Annotated in this window: 18 protein-coding genes; 10 read left to right on the plus strand and 8 right to left on the minus strand. The window is 53.8% G+C overall.

Annotation, left to right across the window (positions count from 1 at the left end):
- Positions 1-696, minus strand: a complete 696-nt coding sequence (gene murU / locus FCS97_RS12495) for an N-acetylmuramate alpha-1-phosphate uridylyltransferase MurU (protein ID WP_138518764.1) — start codon at positions 694-696, stop codon at positions 1-3.
- Positions 697-1,728, minus strand: a complete 1,032-nt coding sequence (locus tag FCS97_RS12500) for an aminoglycoside phosphotransferase family protein (RefSeq protein ID WP_138518765.1) — start codon at positions 1,726-1,728, stop codon at positions 697-699.
- 98 nt (positions 1,729-1,826) lie between these two features.
- Between FCS97_RS12500 and FCS97_RS12505 the strand changes: the two genes are divergently transcribed.
- Genes FCS97_RS12505 through rsmA form a run of 4 tightly spaced genes read left to right on the plus strand, consistent with a single transcriptional unit; the run spans position 1,827 to position 7,348 of the window.
- Complete coding sequence (locus tag FCS97_RS12505; protein ID WP_138518766.1) at positions 1,827-4,124, plus strand: LPS-assembly protein LptD; 2,298 nt, start codon at positions 1,827-1,829, stop codon at positions 4,122-4,124.
- A 32-nt stretch (positions 4,125-4,156) separates the two neighbouring features.
- On the plus strand, positions 4,157-5,527 hold the full coding sequence (locus FCS97_RS12510; protein WP_171035306.1) for a peptidylprolyl isomerase: 1,371 nt from the start codon (positions 4,157-4,159) through the stop codon (positions 5,525-5,527).
- Between the two features lie 10 nt (positions 5,528-5,537).
- The gene (gene pdxA, locus FCS97_RS12515; RefSeq protein ID WP_138518768.1) at positions 5,538-6,560 is read left to right on the plus strand and encodes a 4-hydroxythreonine-4-phosphate dehydrogenase PdxA; all 1,023 of its coding nucleotides are present in this window, start codon (positions 5,538-5,540) and stop codon (positions 6,558-6,560) included.
- Positions 6,557-7,348: a 16S rRNA (adenine(1518)-N(6)/adenine(1519)-N(6))-dimethyltransferase RsmA gene (rsmA, locus tag FCS97_RS12520; RefSeq protein ID WP_138518769.1), complete on the plus strand. Its 792-nt coding sequence runs from the start codon at positions 6,557-6,559 to the stop codon at positions 7,346-7,348. The genes pdxA and rsmA overlap by 4 nt, the downstream gene beginning before the upstream one ends.
- Here the strand turns inward: rsmA and murI are convergent.
- Positions 7,345-8,193: a glutamate racemase gene (gene murI / locus FCS97_RS12525; protein ID WP_138518770.1), complete on the minus strand. Its 849-nt coding sequence runs from the start codon at positions 8,191-8,193 to the stop codon at positions 7,345-7,347. The genes rsmA and murI overlap by 4 nt on opposite strands.
- Positions 8,194-8,305: 112 nt before the next feature.
- Between murI and FCS97_RS12530 the strand changes: the two genes are divergently transcribed.
- A complete protein-coding gene (locus FCS97_RS12530) occupies positions 8,306-9,043 on the plus strand; it encodes a response regulator (protein ID WP_171035307.1) in 738 nt (245 codons plus the stop codon).
- On the opposite strand, the gene FCS97_RS12535 is transcribed toward FCS97_RS12530, so the two are convergent.
- Positions 9,032-9,397 carry a RidA family protein gene (locus FCS97_RS12535; protein WP_246066330.1) on the minus strand — a complete coding sequence of 122 codons (366 nt, stop codon included), beginning with the start codon at positions 9,395-9,397 and terminating at the stop codon, positions 9,032-9,034. The two genes, FCS97_RS12530 and FCS97_RS12535, sit on opposite strands and share 12 nt — an antisense overlap.
- Positions 9,398-9,409: 12 nt before the next feature.
- Between FCS97_RS12535 and FCS97_RS12540 the strand changes: the two genes are divergently transcribed.
- Positions 9,410-9,928, plus strand: a complete 519-nt coding sequence (locus FCS97_RS12540) for an SRPBCC family protein (protein WP_138518773.1) — start codon at positions 9,410-9,412, stop codon at positions 9,926-9,928.
- Between the two features lie 13 nt (positions 9,929-9,941).
- On the opposite strand, the gene FCS97_RS12545 is transcribed toward FCS97_RS12540, so the two are convergent.
- Genes FCS97_RS12545 through FCS97_RS12555 form a run of 3 tightly spaced genes read right to left on the minus strand, consistent with a single transcriptional unit; the run spans position 9,942 to position 12,708 of the window.
- A complete protein-coding gene (locus tag FCS97_RS12545; RefSeq protein WP_138518774.1) occupies positions 9,942-10,280 on the minus strand; it encodes a protein tyrosine phosphatase family protein in 339 nt (112 codons plus the stop codon).
- A 25-nt stretch (positions 10,281-10,305) separates the two neighbouring features.
- Complete coding sequence (locus FCS97_RS12550; protein WP_138518775.1) at positions 10,306-11,304, minus strand: cytochrome d ubiquinol oxidase subunit II; 999 nt, start codon at positions 11,302-11,304, stop codon at positions 10,306-10,308.
- A 15-nt stretch (positions 11,305-11,319) separates the two neighbouring features.
- The gene (locus FCS97_RS12555) at positions 11,320-12,708 is read right to left on the minus strand and encodes a cytochrome ubiquinol oxidase subunit I (protein ID WP_138518776.1); all 1,389 of its coding nucleotides are present in this window, start codon (positions 12,706-12,708) and stop codon (positions 11,320-11,322) included.
- A gap of 163 nt (positions 12,709-12,871) precedes the next feature.
- On the opposite strand from FCS97_RS12555, the gene FCS97_RS12560 reads away from it, so the two are divergent.
- From FCS97_RS12560 to FCS97_RS12575, 4 genes are all read left to right on the plus strand, one after another.
- A complete protein-coding gene (locus tag FCS97_RS12560) occupies positions 12,872-14,044 on the plus strand; it encodes a multidrug effflux MFS transporter (protein WP_138518777.1) in 1,173 nt (390 codons plus the stop codon).
- 148 nt (positions 14,045-14,192) lie between these two features.
- Entirely contained in the window at positions 14,193-15,062 is an 870-nt protein-coding gene (locus FCS97_RS12565; protein WP_138518778.1) for an alpha/beta hydrolase, read from the plus strand.
- Between the two features lie 91 nt (positions 15,063-15,153).
- A complete protein-coding gene (locus tag FCS97_RS12570) occupies positions 15,154-15,450 on the plus strand; it encodes a hypothetical protein (protein WP_138518779.1) in 297 nt (98 codons plus the stop codon).
- 19 nt (positions 15,451-15,469) lie between these two features.
- Positions 15,470-16,369 carry an NAD(P)-dependent oxidoreductase gene (locus FCS97_RS12575; protein WP_138518780.1) on the plus strand — a complete coding sequence of 300 codons (900 nt, stop codon included), beginning with the start codon at positions 15,470-15,472 and terminating at the stop codon, positions 16,367-16,369.
- Positions 16,370-16,695: 326 nt separating this feature from the next.
- Here FCS97_RS12575 and FCS97_RS12580 read toward each other — a convergent pair whose 3' ends face one another.
- Positions 16,696-17,649 carry a CysB family HTH-type transcriptional regulator gene (locus FCS97_RS12580; RefSeq protein WP_138518781.1) on the minus strand — a complete coding sequence of 318 codons (954 nt, stop codon included), beginning with the start codon at positions 17,647-17,649 and terminating at the stop codon, positions 16,696-16,698.
- Positions 17,650-17,754: the final 105 nt, after the last annotated feature.

Raw genomic sequence — 17,754 nt, forward strand, 5'->3', positions numbered from 1 at the left:
CTAGTGCTTCCTTTCTGAATTCAATCGTTGGTTGAGTTCTTCAAGCCTTTCCGGCGTACCAATGTCCATCCAGAAACCGTTAAACAACTCACCTTGTACTTTGCCTGCTGCCATGGCTTGGCGCAACAGGGGCGCAAGTTTTGCAACCTCGCCCACCTTGACTGGGAGGAACAAACTTGGGTGATACACACCAATGCCGGAAAAAGTGAATGTGGTATTGCCCGGCTCGGGTTGTATGACTTCGCTACCCAGCAATGCAAAATCACCTTGCGGGTTGTGCGGCGGGTTGGACACCATCACCAAGTACGCAAGCTGCCCATGCTGCCACTCAGCCGCAATTTGCAAAGCCCTGGCAACAGGCCAATCGCAGGCGACATCGCCGTTAATCACCAAAAATGGCTCCTCTCCCAAGGTATGCAAAGCCTTGCGAATACCGCCCGCAGTTTCCAGTGCCGTGGCTTCGGCTGAATAACTTAGCTGTACCCCAAAAGCCGAGCCATCGCCAAAGTGATCTTCAATTTGTTGGCCCAAATGCGCATAATTGATCACAATCTCGGTGATACCCGCCTTGGCCAAAGCCTCAATGTGCCACTGCAACAGGGGCTTGCCGCCAGCAGGCAGCAGGGGTTTGGGGCAATGGTCGGTCAATGGGCGCATGCGTTCGCCACGCCCTGCCGCCAATATCATCGCCTTCATTTAAAACGTGTACCCCACTTGTGCCGCCTTGTTTTCGAGTCGATCCAGCAACAGCAGCAGGGGCTTGAATGCAATGTAGCGGCCCGCCACTAGGCGCACGTAGCGCAACACCATGGGCAGGTCGTTCAAATACTGGGCCTTGCCATCGCGGTAATTCAGCCGCGCGAAAATACCCAGAATTTTCAAATGGCGCTGCAAACCCATGAAATCGAACTGGCGATAAAATTCGCCGGGATCCTCGCAAATGGGCAAACCGGCCTTGCGGGCGGCCTCCCAGTAGCGCACAGTCCAGTCCAGGGTCTGCGCTTCGGGCCATTCAATGTAGGCGTCGCGCAAAATACTGACCAGGTCGTAACTCAGCGGGCCTTTCACGGCATCCTGAAAATCAAGAATACCGAATTCGGGTTCTGTTCCCGCTTGGCTCGTCAGCATCAAGTTTCGGCTGTGATAGTCACGGTGCACAAACACTTGCGGCTCGGCCAATGCACTTTGAATCAGCATGCCTTTAATACTGTCCAGCCAGTTGCGTTCCTGATTGGTCAGTTCAGCACCATAGTGCTTGCCCACATACCACTCATCGAACAAATTCATTTCCTGCAACAATTTGTCGGCACCGTATGCAGGAATTCCTGAGGTGCTGGTATTGGCTTGCAGGTTTACCAGGTCATGCAGTGCCTGCATGTAAAAGGCATCTTTCTGGTCGGGTTGGGCATTCAGACCCTGCAACATCGTGGTGTTGCCAAAATCCTCCAGCAACAAAAATCCTTCTTCCGGGTTTTGTGCCAATACCTCGGGTGCCCTCGAGCCGCCGTCTCGCAGCAAAGCCGCCACATGCACGAAGGGGCGCACATCTTCTTTCTCGGGAGGTGCATCCATCACAATCAGGGTTCGCGCGTTATTCGCCTCGCTTACCCGAAAGTAGCGGCGAAAACTGGCGTCGCTGGACGCCGCCTGCAAGGTTTGCAGGTCAAACTCAAAACCATTCAGGCCAGTCAGCCATTTTTTCAACATTTCTTGACGCAAGGCACTCATCAAACCGTCCAATCTCTTTAATTTGTAGTTAGTTGCCTATAATAGTAGGATCCTATGGCGCTTGATCGATCCGTCACCTATTTGAGTACATACCCAGCTTGAAGAAAAGCAAAAAATTACTGCAAGTGCACTCTGTGCCCACCCGCCCTACAGCCATAGCCTTTGCTTTGTTCTGTCTTGGTGCGCCTGCGTTCGCCCAAACCACCGGTGCTACTCCACCCAAGGCCGAGTCCCCCACCCGCCTGAAAATTGATGGTGGCCTGCTGGGAGTGCGCAACCCCATACCTGAGGACGAGGCCACCTACATATCCGCCGACCGCCTTTACGGCAACAGTGCCGAGGAAACCTTTCTGGAAGGCAATGTCGAAGTTCGGCGCAACAAACTGAAACTGTTCAGCGACTCAATCAATTATTCGCCGATTACCGACCGCGCCACGGCCAAGGGCAACCTGGTGATTGAGCAAGAAGGCATGGTGCTGAAAGCCCCGGAGGGCTCAGTAAAACTGGGCACCGGCGAAAGCGAAATGACAAGCCCCACCTTTGAGTTGAAGGAAATCAACGGCAAAGGCCGGGCCGACAAAATGCAGTACGACGGCATTTCAACACTCACGCTTGAAAACCCGAATTACACGGTATGCGAGGTGCCAAACCCAGGCGCGGCTGATCAGGGTGATTGGTACATCACCGCCGACTCCCTTGAAATTGACCAGGCGGCTGAGGTGGGCCGGGCCCGCGGTGCGAAAGTAGTGTTTCAGGATGTGCCCATACTGGGTGCCCCTTACTTCTCGTTCCCCACCACCGACAGGCGCAAAAGCGGCTTCCTGCCGCCCTCGTTTGGCACTGTGTCCAACAGCGGGCTGGAAGTGACTGTGCCGTATTACCTGAATATTGCGCCAGACAAAGACATGACCCTGTACCCGAAAATCATTTCGGGCCGAGGTTATCAGTTGGGCACCCAAACACGCTACCTGACGCAAAACAACGAAGGCGAACTAAAATACGACTACCTGCCTGACGACGAAAAAACCGGCACAGACCGAACAGCTTTGTCCCTGCTACACAGGTACGAGAAGGGGCCTTTCTATGCGGGGGTCAACTTCAATCAGGTGTCGGATGACAATTATTTTGTCGACTTCTCCCGCACACAGGCTGTGGCCTCGCAGCGTGTTTTGGTTCAAGAAGGTTATCTGTCCTATCGCCAGAAAAACTGGAGCGCCAATGTGCGCACCGTGGCTCACCAAACATTGCAATTGTTCAACGACGTGATCGCTGAACCCTACGATCGCTTGCCAGAAGCCACGCTTGAGCTTAGCCCAACCCGCATTGGCGAGGCCAATGCGTTTGTATCCGTTAGTGGGCAATACACCGACTTCGCGCGGCCTTCCTCAGCGCCCGCCCGGGTTGAAGGTTCTCGCGGCGTAACGCGCGCCCGGGTTTTCATGCCAATTCAGCGATCCGAGTTTTCGTTTACTCCAGCCCTGTCCGTGCAGGCGAACACCTATGATCTGCAGGGCCAAACGCCAGGATCACCCGCAGCCCCCGGCAGCGTGATTCCTACAGTGTCGCTGGACAGTACGGTGTACTTCGACCGCAAAACAAGCTTTTTCGGTCGAAATGTAAACCAAACACTTGAACCCAGAATTTTCTACCTGTACACCCCGTTCAAAGACCAATCCGACCAACCTATTTTCGACACCTCGGTGATCGACCAAAGCCTGACCCGGATTTTTGCAGAGAACCGGTACTCTGGGCTTGACCGCGTCGGCGATGCAAACCAGTTAACCCTGGCCGTGACCAGTCGCTTTTATGATGAGGGCACTAGTGAGGAGCTGTTCAGCGTCACTGGTGGCCAACGCTTGAACCTGAGTACACCTCGGGTTATTTTGCAAGGCTTTGAGGCGCCGACCACCAGCGATTCTGACTTCTTTGCCAATGCGCGGGGCCGCATCAGTCAGTCCGTGTTCCTCGATGCCACCACACAGCTGAATGCAGAAAGCGGGCGTCATGAACGCGGCAACATCACCGTCAGCTATGCGCCCTCGCTGGGCAAACAATTGAATTTTGGTTACCGCTACACGCGCGCCCAAATTGACCAGTTCGACATTTCTGGCCAATGGCCCATCTCCGACCGCTGGAGTGGCGTGGGTCGTTTAAACTACTCCATGTTGGACAATCGCCTGATTGAAGGTGTCGCCGGCCTAGAATACGGAGAAGGTTGCTGGGCAGTGCGCGTAATCGCGCAGCGTTTTGCCACAGCTCCCTTGCTTGAAACCACCTCGCTCTTTGTTCAACTGGAACTCAATGGACTGGGTCGCTTGGGCTCCAACCCAGCGGATCTGTTGTCCCGAAAGGTACCTGGGTACACACCTTTCGCATCCTCACAAATTGCCCAATGAGCAACCGATTAAGCACCCAAAAAGTTATGCATATGAAGCAAATTCAACACTGGTTATTCTCAATTTCCGCTCTGATGGCCGTGGGCCATGTACAGGCGCAGGGCATTCAAGCACCAACATCAAACCTGCCTGCCGGCAAATTGAGTTCAGAGCTTGGAGCCAGCAATGGTTCGAACGCAGCAGCCATTGACAGCATTGTGGCGGTCGTTAACACCGACATCATCACCCGCAGCGAGTTGAACCGGCAGGTTGCCCTGATTGAGCGCCAAATGAGCCGCCGTGGGGCACCCTTGCCAGACCGCATCGAATTGCGAAAACAGGTACTCGACCGCATGGTGATGGATCGGGCTCAACTTCAAAAAGCGGAAGAAGTGGGCATTCGGATTGAAGAGGCCCAAATTGAGGCGGCAATGGCCCGCGTGGCAGATCAGAACGGTTTATCCCTCGAAGATTTCCTTGCTCGCCTCCAAGAAGAAGGTGTGTCGCCTGCCCGCTTCAGGGAAGAGGTGCGCAGCGAAATCACCTTGGGCCGCCTGCGCGAGCGTGAAGTGGAAGCCCGAATTCAGGTGTCCGACGCCGAGATTCAGAATTACCTGGCTGCCCGTACCAAAGGTGGCGCTGCCGCCAACCAACCCGAAGTGAACTGGGTACAGCTCATGGTCAAAGCACCCAGCGACGCCAGTGGCGCAACGCTGAACCAGGCCAGGGCCAAGGTAGAAACCCTTGAAAAAGCGCTGAAAGACGGAAAAACCGTACAAGACATTGTACAAACCAACCCGGAGTTGGCCATTGATGGCACAGGGCAAATGGGTTGGACGGGCTTTGACGCAGTGCCCACCTTGTTCACCGATTTCCTGTCCAAAGGACAGCCTAACGCAGTGCAAACCATTCGTAGTCCCAATGGTTTTCATGTGTTGAAGGTGCTTGAGCGGCGTGAAAGTGGCGCCGCCCTGGACAACACCCCAGTGACTCAAACCCGGGCCCGACACATCCTGATTCGACCAGGTCCTGACATCACCGAGGCCGAGGCCAAACGCAGACTGAATTTCGCACTGGAGCAACTGCAAGGCGGCGCAGCCACGTTTGACAACTTGGCCAAACGCTATTCTCAGGATGGATCCGCCGCCAAAGGCGGCGACTTGGGATGGCTTTACCCTGGCGACACGGTGCCTGAATTTGAACGCGAGATGAACCAGCTCAGCATTGGTGGTGTAAGCCCTGTGTTTCAAAGCCGTTTCGGTTTTCACATTATTCAGGTGGTCGAGCGTCGCCAACAGGCCGCGTCTGAAGAGCGTCAACGGCAGGCCGCACGCCAGGCCATTCGTGCCAGCAAATCAGAGGAAAGCTATCAGGAATGGCTTCGACAGTTGCGCGACTCCACCTTCATCGAAATTCGCCTTTAATTCTTAGGGCATGAGCAAAGCCACAAACCTCCCGATCCTTGTTACCAGCGGTGAACCCGCGGGAATCGGGCCAGAGTTGTGTGCCTTGCTGGCCGAGACAAACCAGGCCAAGCGACTAAACCGGGCACTGGTTATCCTTGGCGACGCAAACTTGCTTACTACTAGAGCCAGCAACGCGGGAATTGAACCCAAATGGCAGCGCATTGACTCGCTACGGGATATTGCCAACAGCGATACCGGGGCGCCGGGCTATTATTTACTCGACCACCCCCTGTCAGCACCCTGCACCACGGGTCAACCCAGTTCAGCCAATGCGCCTTATGTGCTGGGCCTGCTCAACCTGGCGTGCGATGCCTGCCAGAACGGAAATGCGGCAGCCATGGTGACCGCCCCCATTCAGAAATCCGCAATCAGCCCACATTGGCCCGGTTTTATGGGCCACACCGAATACCTTGCCGAGCGCTGCGACCAAACAGAGGTGGTGATGATGTTGATGGGTGGACAAATGAAGGTGGCACTGGCCACTACCCACATTCCACTGGCCAAAGTACCCGCTGCAATTACCCGGGACAGCCTTACCCGCACCCTTGAAATCATGCTGCACGATTTGAGCCTGTACTGGAATGTGCCAAAACCCAGAATTCTGGTGACCGGGCTGAATCCGCATGCTGGCGAATCAGGCGACCTGGGACATGAAGAAATTGAGACCATCACGCCAACCATCCAAGCCTTGCAAGCCAAGGGACACGATGTACAGGGTCCCTTTCCTGCGGACACCTTGTTTCAACCAAAATACCTGCAAAACAGCGACGCGGTTTTGGCCATGTTCCACGACCAAGGTTTGCCCGTGTTGAAACATGCAAGTTTCGGTCAGGGCGTGAATATTTCACTGGGTTTGCCGATTGTGCGAACCTCGGTTGACCACGGCACCGCACTTGATTTGGCTGGCACCCGCAACATGGACGCCGGCAGCCTGAATGAAGCGATAGAATGCGCGCACCACATGGACCTTTGCCGCAGGAAAGCGCAATGAAACACCAAGCAAAAAAAAGATTTGGCCAACACTTCTTAACCGATCAAAGTGTGCTGTCCAACCTGATTGGCGAAATGCGACCACGTGCCGACGACACACTGGTCGAAATTGGCCCGGGCTTGGGTGCACTGACATTCTGGTTACTCAAAGCAGTCAATCATCTGCAGGTGATTGAAATTGACAGGGATTTGGCAGAGAAACTTCGCATGGGCGCCTGGAAAGACAAGCTGACCGTTCACGAAGTGGACGTGTTGAAATTTGATTTCGGGCAACTCCCTGCACCTTTTCGAGTTGTGGGCAATCTGCCCTACAACATTTCATCGCCCATTTTGTTTGCTTTGCTTGAGGTAGCTGACCAGGTTATTGATCAGCATTTCATGTTGCAAAAGGAAGTGATTGACCGCATGGTGGCCGCCCCGAAAACCAGCGACTATGGCAGGTTGTCAGTGATGTTGCAGGCCTACTACGACATGGACCATCTGTTTGACGTGCCGCCCGAGTGCTTCGACCCACCGCCCCGAGTGATGTCCGCGATTGTTCGCATGGTGCCCAAACCAGCCCAGCAACGAGCCGAAATTCCAGGTGATATTTTTAGTCGGGTGGTCAGCACTGCTTTTTCGCAACGCCGCAAAATGTTGCGCAACACCTGGGCCAACGTGGTGCCTGAACACATCGCAACAGCCGCGGGCATTGCCCTTACAGCGCGTGCCGAGGAAATTGCATCGGCGCAGTTTGTGCATGTGGCACAACTGCTGGCCAACACCGTGGAAAACCGGGCCAGCAGCTAAACCTTCAATTGCTGAACCTTGGCATCACGCCAATCGACGCCCAACAAATTCACCAACTTTGTTTTGAACGCTTCAGGCTGGCCCGTGGTGAAAAAACTCACCCGTTCAAGCAAAGGCAAATTCTCTGTGCCCGGATTCAATAGGTTTTCACCCTCAAGGCGGGTTTTCAATTGTTTGGCCACGGGCAAGCCAGTCTCTATCACGGCAACACCAGGGCCAGCCAGTTTCGAAATGAGATGGGAAACAAAGGGGTAATGGGTGCAACCCAGCACAATCACGTCGGCTTGTTTGTGCAGCAACTCAGCCACCACTGGCTTTAGCAAATTCTCAATAGCGGATTCGGGTATGAGCGACTGTTCGATCAATTCGACGAGCCCCGGGCACGGGTGGGCAATCACTTTGGCCATGGGATCAAACCTTTCAACCAAGGCCTTGAACCGTTCACTGGCCACGGTATTTGTGGTTGCCAATATTCCCACCACCCCGGTTTTGGTCAGCATGCTGGCCGGTTTGACTGCTGGCTCAATGCCCACTATTGGCCAATTTGCATGGATTGCCCGCGCCTGGTTGGCACCTGCAGCCGTGGCAGTGTTACAGGCCATGACCATGGCTTTGCACTCCTGGTTTCTCAACCAGTTGGACAGGGTTAAAACACGATCTGTGATTTCATGTTGAGGCTTGTCACCATAGGGTAGGTAGCGTTCGTCTGCAACATACTCAAAGCGCTCAAATGGCAAGTAATTCAGCAGGGCTTTCAAAACAGACAAACCACCCACGCCCGAATCAAAAACGCCCACGTGCTGCGTTGAAACTGCAATGGCAGGTGTGTGCAACTTTTTATCCATTGCTCATTCCACAATAGGCTTTAATATTTGCTGGGCGCTCTGGCAATATAGGGCTGCGGCCCACAGCGCCAAGGAGACAGCAAATGATAGAACAAAACCAGAGAATCTCCGCATGAGTAACGAAGATTGCAGTTCGTTTAATCACCCATTCGGTGTTGCAACAAAAAGCATTCGGGTGCTGGTGGCTGAAGACAATGTGGTGAACCAGACCTTTGTCGCCCATGTTCTGACACAACTGGGTATTTCGTTCCGGATTGTTCCCGATGGTCTTGAGGCTATAAAAGCGGTTAATGAGGAGCGCTTCGACCTGATATTGATGGACTTTCACATGCCGAACATGGGTGGAATCGAAGCATGTCAAAAAATTCTTGCAAACCCGAAGCACTCCACCATGCCGATCGTCGGACTCACTGCGGAGTCGCAGGTGGATGTTCAAGCCTCTTATCAGTCGGCTGGCATGCGCGAGTACATTTCAAAACCATTCAAACGCAGTGACATCGAGGCAGTGCTTGAACGCCTGAAATTCCATGTGTCGCCCATTCCGATGCAAAACTTTGACCACGACAAAGAACTGCTCAAAACAACCATCGACATGATTGCGGCTGAAATTCCACAACTGGCCGACGACACAGAAAAACAGCTTCAAGCCAATAATTTGCCTGATGCCAAACGTGCTTTGCACACCTTGAAGGGACATTGCAAACTGGTGGGTGAACTTTCATTTGCCGACTTTATTCAGCAACTGGAAAACCAGCTGGCACAAAACCAGCTACCCACCACCGATTCGCTTGAGCACCTTAAAACAAACCTGCGCATACTTCAGCAGCGCCTGCGTTTGTTAAGCCAGTGAGGCCGGGTTCACTGCAGCGGTCACCACCAGTTCAACCTTCCAGCCTGGCTTGGCCAGCCCTTTGACTTCAACGCATGCGCGTGAAGGTGCTGTGCCCTCGGGCAGCCAGGCGTCCCACACTTGGTTGAACCCATCGTAATCGCGGGCCATATTGGTCAAGTAAACCTGTACAAGCAACAAATGGCTTTTGTCCGTGCCAGCACCAACCATGGTTCTCTCAAGGCTCATCAACAAGTCCCGGGTTTGGGCCTGAATATCACCTTCCTCCGTGGAGGGCACTTCCACCAAATAAACCACCCCGTGAAAGCTTGTGGAATCAGAGTAGCGTTTTGTAGTACCTTGTCTGTGTATCACAGGACCCCCTTCATGAAATTTGAACATTTGGTGCAGATCAACGACCCGAGCTTGCCTGGCATTGACTGGTTAACACGGCAACAACTCTGGTTCGGCTTGGTGGCACGGGCCTGGAAACCCACCCGCTTCGTGCTTGGCCTTGAAGACGCACAGGTGATGCAAACCAGCCAAGAAGGCAATGTCACCACGCTTGCACGCGTACTGAACTACGGCCCTTTTCAAATTGAAGACACCATCGAGTTGATCGAAGAAGACCGCACCGAAACCCGCATTGTAGCGAATCAGTTTTGCGGCGACAGCAAGCTGACCATTTCAATTGAGGAACCGGAATCTGGCGAACTGTGGTTGCGGTTTCAGTACCAGGTCAGCGATGCACCGGCCACGCCGGGTGGCCCTGAAATATCGTCACACGACGTGGATGAATTTCGCAAACAGGCTTACCGCGCGGCAGACATCGACACCGTGCGCATGATCCGCGAGCTGGCCATGGCCATGCCCACGAATCAAGCTGACACGCGCAAAGACCACTAGGCCAGCATCCAAATTATTTCAGGGCGCAAGCGCCCATGTAAATTTGGCCCGAACGATTACCACTTCGGCAATAGGCCAGCACCGGTTTTTCCGCTTCATCCAGAATGCGTTTGAAGTCCTCAAGCAGTACCTCTGAGGGTGGTTGCCCCACTTCCATGGGCAAATAATGAATCGCCAAGCCCAGGCTTTTTGCTTTGGCTTCAATCACTGAATGGGCCAGTTGCGCACCCACTTCATGGTCGGGCCGGTTGTTCACTATGGTTTTAAAGCCCAGTTCAGCAATTGCTTCCAAATCTTCGGGACTGATTTGGCCGCACACTGCGACCTCATTGCTCAGTTGCCTGATGCTCATTTCAACAAATTCCTTCGGTGCGTTGTTACTGATAAGACAGTTCTTTGGCCTTGCCCCAGAACACCTTGTATGAAAACGCAGTGTACCCGAGGATGGTTGGCAAAGTGATCACCACACCCACCAGAATAATCTTCAATGCTTCAGGCGAGGAAGCCGCTTCCCACACGGTCAATTGATTCAACACCACATAGGGGTACTGACTATAGGCCAGGCCCATGAAGGCCAAGGTCATCACGCCTGCGGTGAGTGCAAACACCATCCAGCCGTAGCCAGCGTCCATCAAGCGCTGACTGCTGAGCACATGGTGAATGCCCCACAGGCACAACACCGATGCGATTGGAATGGGTGCCAGCGCCACAATGTTGGGAAAGCTGAACCACTTGTCAAAAATTTCAGGCACCACCAAAGGCGTCATGGCGGAAATAAAGGCGATGGAAATCAGCATGGGCCAGAAACTGATTCGCCCCCAGCGGCGAGATTTTTCAATCAAGTCACCTTCGGTTTTCATGATCAACCACCCGCTGGCCAGCAGCGTGTATGCAAAAGGCAAGGTAATGGCCACGCCCAAATTGAACACCAATTGCGACCAGTGGTTCGAGAAACCGGTGATGTAACTGCCCAGCATCCAGCCTTGCGAAACCGATGTAACCAGTGAACCAATGAAGAAAATACGATTCCACAAGGGCTTGTAGGCAATATCCACTTTCACGCGGAAATCAAAGGCCACGCCTCGCAGTACCAGGCCCAGCAGCATGAATGTGACGGGCAAATACAGGGCTGTCAGCACCACACCATGCGCCTTGGGAAAAGCCACCAGCAACACACCCACACCCAGGACCAACCAGGTTTCATTCGCATCCCAAAACGGACCAATTGAATTGATCATGGTGTCTTTTTCATCGTCTGTGGCATGGGGCAGCAACAGGCCAACCCCCAGGTCGTAGCCGTCTAGCACTACATAAATCAGAAGAGACAAACCCATCACGCCCATGAACAACAGCGGTAAAAACTCGTTGAATGTCATCGCACTGTTCCCCTTTTATTGTTCACGGCGAAGTTTGTCAGCCGGTGTTGTGGCCGTTGACGCGCCACCCCAGTTGACCTTCTTGGATGACCCAATCCCACCCAGCAACATATACCGCAGCACCCACACATAGGAAATGATCAAACCAATGTACATGGCCATGTACAGCAGCACCGTGAACGCCAGCAACTGAGGTGGGTGTTGGGCCACCACATCAGCAGTGCCCAGCACGCCGTACACCACATAAGGTTGGCGACCAATTTCGGTCACCCACCAACCCGCCACAGTGGCCACCCAGCCCGAGAACATCATGAACATCAAAGCGGTCAGAATAAGTCGATGGGTTTTGTTCTCAAGCACAGGACCGGTCTTCCGAAATGCCCACACCGAGGCCCAGGACACCAACAACATCAAGACGCCCATGCCCACCATGACCCGGAAGGAATAAAACACTGGCCCGACTGGTGGGTGTGTATTCAGGAAATCATTCAGCCCCTTGATCTCGCCGTTGAAGTCGTGCGTCAAAATGAAACTGGCCATTTTCGGAATGCCAATTTCAAAGTGATTGGTGCGCGCTTCGCTGTCGGGAATGGCAAACAGCAACAATGGCGCGCCCCTCTCGGTTTCCCAGACACCTTCCATCGCCGCCACTTTGGCGGGTTGGTGCTTCAAGGTGTTCAAACCATGCAAATCACCCACAAAAATCTGGATCGGTATAAGCACCGCTGCGCCATAAACACCCAGTTTCAACATGTGGCGCGTGAAAGGCTTTTCCCGTTTGCGCAAAATTTGAAGTGCGCTACCGCCCGCAATGACGAAGAACACGGTCAAGCCGCTGGCCAACAACATGTGGGTGAAACGGTAGGGGAAGGAGGGATTCCAGATAATTTCCAGCCAATTGGTGGCGTGCATTTGGCCGTCGATAATCTCGAAACCTTGGGGGGTTTGCATCCAGCTGTTGAGCACCAAAATCCAGAAAGCCGACAAAGTGGTGCCAAAGGCCACCAAAAACGTGGCCAGCAAGTGCACTTTGGGCGACACCCGTTGCTTGCCAAACAGCATCACACCCAGAAAAGTGGCTTCCAGAAAAAAGGCAGTGAGCACCTCATAACCCAACAGCGGCCCGGAAATGTTTCCCGTTTTTTCCATGAACCCCGGCCAGTTGGTGCCAAACTGAAAACTCATGGTGATGCCCGACACCACGCCCATGGCGAAAGTCAGCGCAAATATCTTGGTCCAGAAATAATGGGCCTGCTCCCACTCGGTTTTGCCCGTGCGCACATGCTGCAAGCGCAGATAAAACATCACCCAGCCAAGGCCGATGGTGATTGTGGGAAATAAAATATGGAAGGTAATGTTGGCCGCGAACTGGATTCGGGCAAGATCAAGCGACGTAAATTCCATGCTGCACCCCAAGAAAGCAACTGAATTCGAACTGCTTGTGCACTACTACTTATCGCACTCTCATGACCTTAATTAGGTACGTACGCCCTGTCAAATTAGTTTGCTCAATGAAGCACCGCACAACGCGTACAATGCCCAATCACTTCGCACCGGAAACCCCTTTGTGATTAATCGCCCCATGTTTTTTCTGCTGGCTGCACTGGCCGCCTTCGCCCCCTTGGCGATCGACCTCTATTTGCCAAGCCTTGCCGCCATTGGCGAAGAATTGCAGGCACCTGCCGGGCGTGTTCAACAAACAGTGACTGTGTTTCTGGCCGGGTTTGCCATGGGCATGCTGTTTTATGGCCCCCTGTCGGACAGGTTTGGCCGTAGACGAATGATTTTTGCGGGTACCACAGTGTTTGTGCTGGCCAGCGTGGCCTGCATGCTGGCCCAAACCATCGAGCAATTGCTTGTGTTTCGCCTGATTCAGGCCTTTGGTGGCGGTGCGGCAGCGGTCATTTCACGGGCTGTCATTCGTGATTTGTTTGGTGAAACCGATTCAGCCCGGGTCATGGCCATGATTGCCATGGTCACCTCGCTGGCACCGATGATCGCGCCACTGTTGGGGGCCTACATTCTTGAACTGGGTTCCTGGCGCTATGAATTTCTTGCGCTTGCCCTGTTTGGCGCAGCCTGCACTTTGGCGGCGTATGCCTTGTTGCCTGAAACCTTGAGCAAAGTCCGAACCCAATCCTCGTTGAGTGAAGCATTCCGGGGTTATTGGACAGTCTGGAAATACCCGGACGCACGTTTGTTGATTGTGGCGGGTGGTGCGCACTTTGCGGCTATGTTTGCCTACATCACCGGCACACCCTTTGTGTACATCGAGTTTTTTGGCTTGAGTGAGAAAACCTACGCCGTGCTGTTTGGCTCGAACATCCTGACCCTGATTGGGTTTGGCTATGCCTCCACGCGCCTGGTGAAACGCACGGGCACCACTCCCTTGATCAAGGCCGGTTCCGCACTGGGTTTTCTGGGTGCCTTGATGGTGCTGATCAGCGCCTGGAATGCAGGAACAGCCAGCTGGAACCTGGGCTTGATGGTGGCAGGCTTTCTGGTGTGTGTGGGTTCACTGGGTTTTGTTGCGCCCAACACCACTGCGCAGTTGTTGGGCAGGCACCCGAAAAACGCTGGGGCAGCATCAGCACTGTATGGTTGCGCACAATTCGGCTTGGGGGGGTTGGCCAGCTGGGCTGTTTCAGTGGTACACGACGACACGGCACTGCCGATGGCAGCCGCCGTGGTGGCCTTTGCTGCGCTTGCGTGTTGGGCAAGCTTTCGACTGAAACGCTGAACTTTTCATTGTAAGCACAAAATTATTGCCATTGTGTTTAATCAACTGCGAAATTGGCATGAAAATTGGACTTTTTGGTCCCTTTACGGTATGTTGTGTCACGAATTTATTCTGTCCAACAACCAAATAATCATTTTTGCACTGCCATATGGCCGACACAAAAGCCCAAAGTGGCGAGAACCAGCCCGACGTGGCCTGGCTCGAGAGCCAGTACAACGTTCGCTCTTACCTGCCCGACCACCCCAAAACCTTTGCTCGCTGGGCTGAACAGTCCCGTTACGCGCGTTTTGACCTGGATGGGTTCTGGAATCAGTATTTCGGCGAATCGGAAGCAGAAACTGTGGACGTTATTCCGGGCAAGCCCGGCAAGCCTCTGTTGATCTTTATTCACGGCGGCTACTGGCGTTCGCTGGACAAATACGATTTCACTTTTCTGGCCAAACCCTATGTGGCACGTGGCTACTCGGTAGCCCTGCTCAATTACGGTCTTATTCCACGCGTCACCATCGAAGACAGCGTCCGACAAACCCTGCGTGGTATTGAATGGCTTTACCGTCAGGCAGACCGTTTCGGTTTCGATGCCAATCAAATTGTGGTGTGCGGGCATTCTGCAGGTGGCCATTTGGGTGTCATGAGCGCGCTGGCGTTTTGGCCACTGTGGGCCTCTGACCTGCCACAAGATGTGGTGAAGTCTGTCATTGCCATTTCAGGCATATACGACCTTAGCCCACTGGTGCACACACCTTTCATTCAGAAAGACCTGAAGCTGAACCAGAAACGCACGCGCATGGTAAGCCCGGCACTGATGCCCAAGCCCACCATTCCAGTGCACCTGGCCTTTGGCACGAAGGAATCCGATGCATTCAAAGAGCAAAGTGCTTATTTGGCATCGCACTGGGGACTGAACCCACCCTTGCAAGTAAATGCCGACCATTTCAGCATTTGCGACAGCATTGCAGACCCCAACAGCGAACTGTTCATGCTGATTCAAAACCAGCTTTTGTTACCCTCACACTAAAAACTGAACGGGTTATCCCCCCATGTTCGGTAAACTGCTTTTCAGGTTGGTGTCGTATAAATAAACTGTACACACCAGCCTGGAGGCAAACATGCCCCTCACAATCGCCTATTCCAACGCCGCCGGTTCATTGGGTCCGCGTTATCCCGATGGACAAACCCTGATGCGCAAGCGCACGCTTCGCCAAACCGCGAAATTGTTCAAGGTCGGCGCCGAGGTGTTGCTGAATTCAGCGCCAGCCAAAGTGATTGCCTACAACATTGCCGAGTTCGGCCGCTGGATTTCAACAAGCCACCCGGTACTGGTTCAACTGCACACAGGCGAGTTGCAATACTGCCGCTTAAGCGACCTGCACATTGCTGAAAACCCGAGCATGCAGACCCACTGAAGCTGACTATAATCCGGGGATGAACTCAACACCCTCAACACCCAAAACAATTGGCTTTATCGGCCTTGGTAATATGGGGTCCGCCATGGTGGGCCACCTTTGCAATGCTGGCTACACCGTGCTGGCCTGGGCACGAAACGCCTCCACCTTCGAAGCATTGGCTGATATTCCCCTCATTGCACAGCCCAGCATTGAAGCTTTGTGCGCCCGCACCCGCCTGATTGCCCTGAATGTGACCAACACGGCCGATGTTCAATCGTTGCTGTTTCGTGAGGGCGGCATTGCGCAACAGGCACAGCCTGGTTCAATCATTGTGGATTTCAGCACCATTGACGCCGCCGCTGTGGCGGACATTACTGGCAAGCTCAAGGCAAGGCAAATCGACTACATCGACTGCCCCGTTTCCGGTGGTGCAGCAGGCGCACGCGCCGCAACCCTGAGCATGATGGCGGGCGGTGATTTGGCAGCATTCAATCAGATCGAGCCCATGCTGAAGCACTTGGGAAAAACCATTCGTCATGTTGGGCCCTCAGGTGCCGGGCAGGCCATCAAGGCCGCCAATCAAATGGCGCTTTGCATTCAATTGGTGGGCATTGCCGAAGCCATGAATTACGCGCTGGAACAAGGTGCGGAATTGAGCGTTGTGCTTGAATTGTTGCAAGCTGGCCTGCCTGCAAGCCGGGTACTGGATTGGGCCGGACCGCACATGGTGAAGGGCTTTACGGATCCGGTTTCAATTGAAGCGCACCTGCATGCAAAAGATGTGCGCATGGTGGCGGACGCTGCGAAGAAGCAGGGTTTGCATTTGCCGCTGTTGTTTAAAACCGCAGAGTTGCTGGATGAACTGGTGGCCAATGGGCCGAAGAGTCAGGACACATCGCGGGTTTTTGAGGTGGTACGCAAACACATGCGGGGCTGATGGCCAAGCTGCACAGCCGCACTGTTCGGGCGAGTTGCGTGCTGTACGCGATGTGCACAATGTGTGCTTAGCTGTGCGGTGTGCGGATTTGATCGGATGCGTCTGTGCTTGTGGCGACAGTCAGGAAAATCTGCCCAAGCGTGCCAAGCCAGGCCGGTGCCCCTTGGGGCAGAAGCCGCCCCGACCGCTTTTTTCGAGGGGCGGCTTCAGGCAAGGCAAGGTTCAGCTTGGGGCCAACAGATTTTCCGTCGCAACAGGCACTGCGCCCCGAGCAAATCAAGCACACCGCATAACCGAACCACGCCACATACCCAAACCACACCGCATCAAATGTCGTAGGCCTGCCCACCGCCCAGCACGCGGTCAATCAGCTTTGGCGTCAACATCGGTGCAAACACCGCGATGAATTCATACATCAACGTTCGCATGAACACACCCTGCCGCAAAGCAATGCGCGTGGTGTTGCGACCAAACAGGTGATCAACCGGCACTGCCATCAAACCTTTGTCTTTCAAGGCATCAAAAGCCACTTCAGCAATAATGCCCACGCCCAAACCCAAGCCCACGTAGGTTTTAATTACATCCGCATCAATCGCCTCCAGCACCAAATCGATGTTGACCCCGGCTTTCTGAAATGCAGCATCAATTTTCTTGCGCCCGGCAAAGTGGGTTTCGTAGGTGATCACTGGCATTTGATCGAAATCGGCCAGCGCGATTTGACGCCCTCCCTCCACAAAAGGTTTTAATAGGGGCGAACCGCTGGGTGCAATGGCAATGTGCCCCCAGTCATAACAGGGAAAGGTCACCAAATCAGGCTCATCGGCCAAAGCTTCGGTGGCCACTGCCAAGTCAGCCTGGTCTTTGCGCACCCATTGGGCCAGTTGCTCGGGTGTGCCCTGCAACAAAATCAGCTTCACCTTCGGGAATTTCTTGCGGAAAGCCGCCACAGCCTGTGGCAATACGTAGCGTGCCTGTGTGTGAGTAACCGCCACAGTCAATTGCCCACTTTCACGCGCAGCAAATTCCTCACCCACGCGCTTGATGTTCTCAAGCTCGGCCAACACCCGCTCACAGGCTTGGTAAACCAATTCACCCGGCGGCGTTAAACCTTTAAGGCGTTTGCCATGTCGCTTGAAAATTTGAAAGCCCAGCTCTTCTTCAAATTCGATGATCGCCTTGGATACACCCGGCTGAGAAGTAAACAGCGCCTTGGCCGCATCGGTCAGGCTGAAATCATGGCGAACCGCTTCCCGAACGAATCGAAGCTGATGCAAGTTCATAAAAACCCTTTATTCCACAGGGGAATATATAAATGGAAATATTATCGTTTGAATTATAAGGGGAAGCGCCTACACTTCAAGTCCCAAAAAACCATTTTCATCGAG

Origin of the sequence: Limnobacter alexandrii (assembly GCF_005871185.1) — a bacterium.
Taxonomy (GTDB): Bacteria; Pseudomonadota; Gammaproteobacteria; order Burkholderiales; family Burkholderiaceae_B; genus Limnobacter; species Limnobacter alexandrii.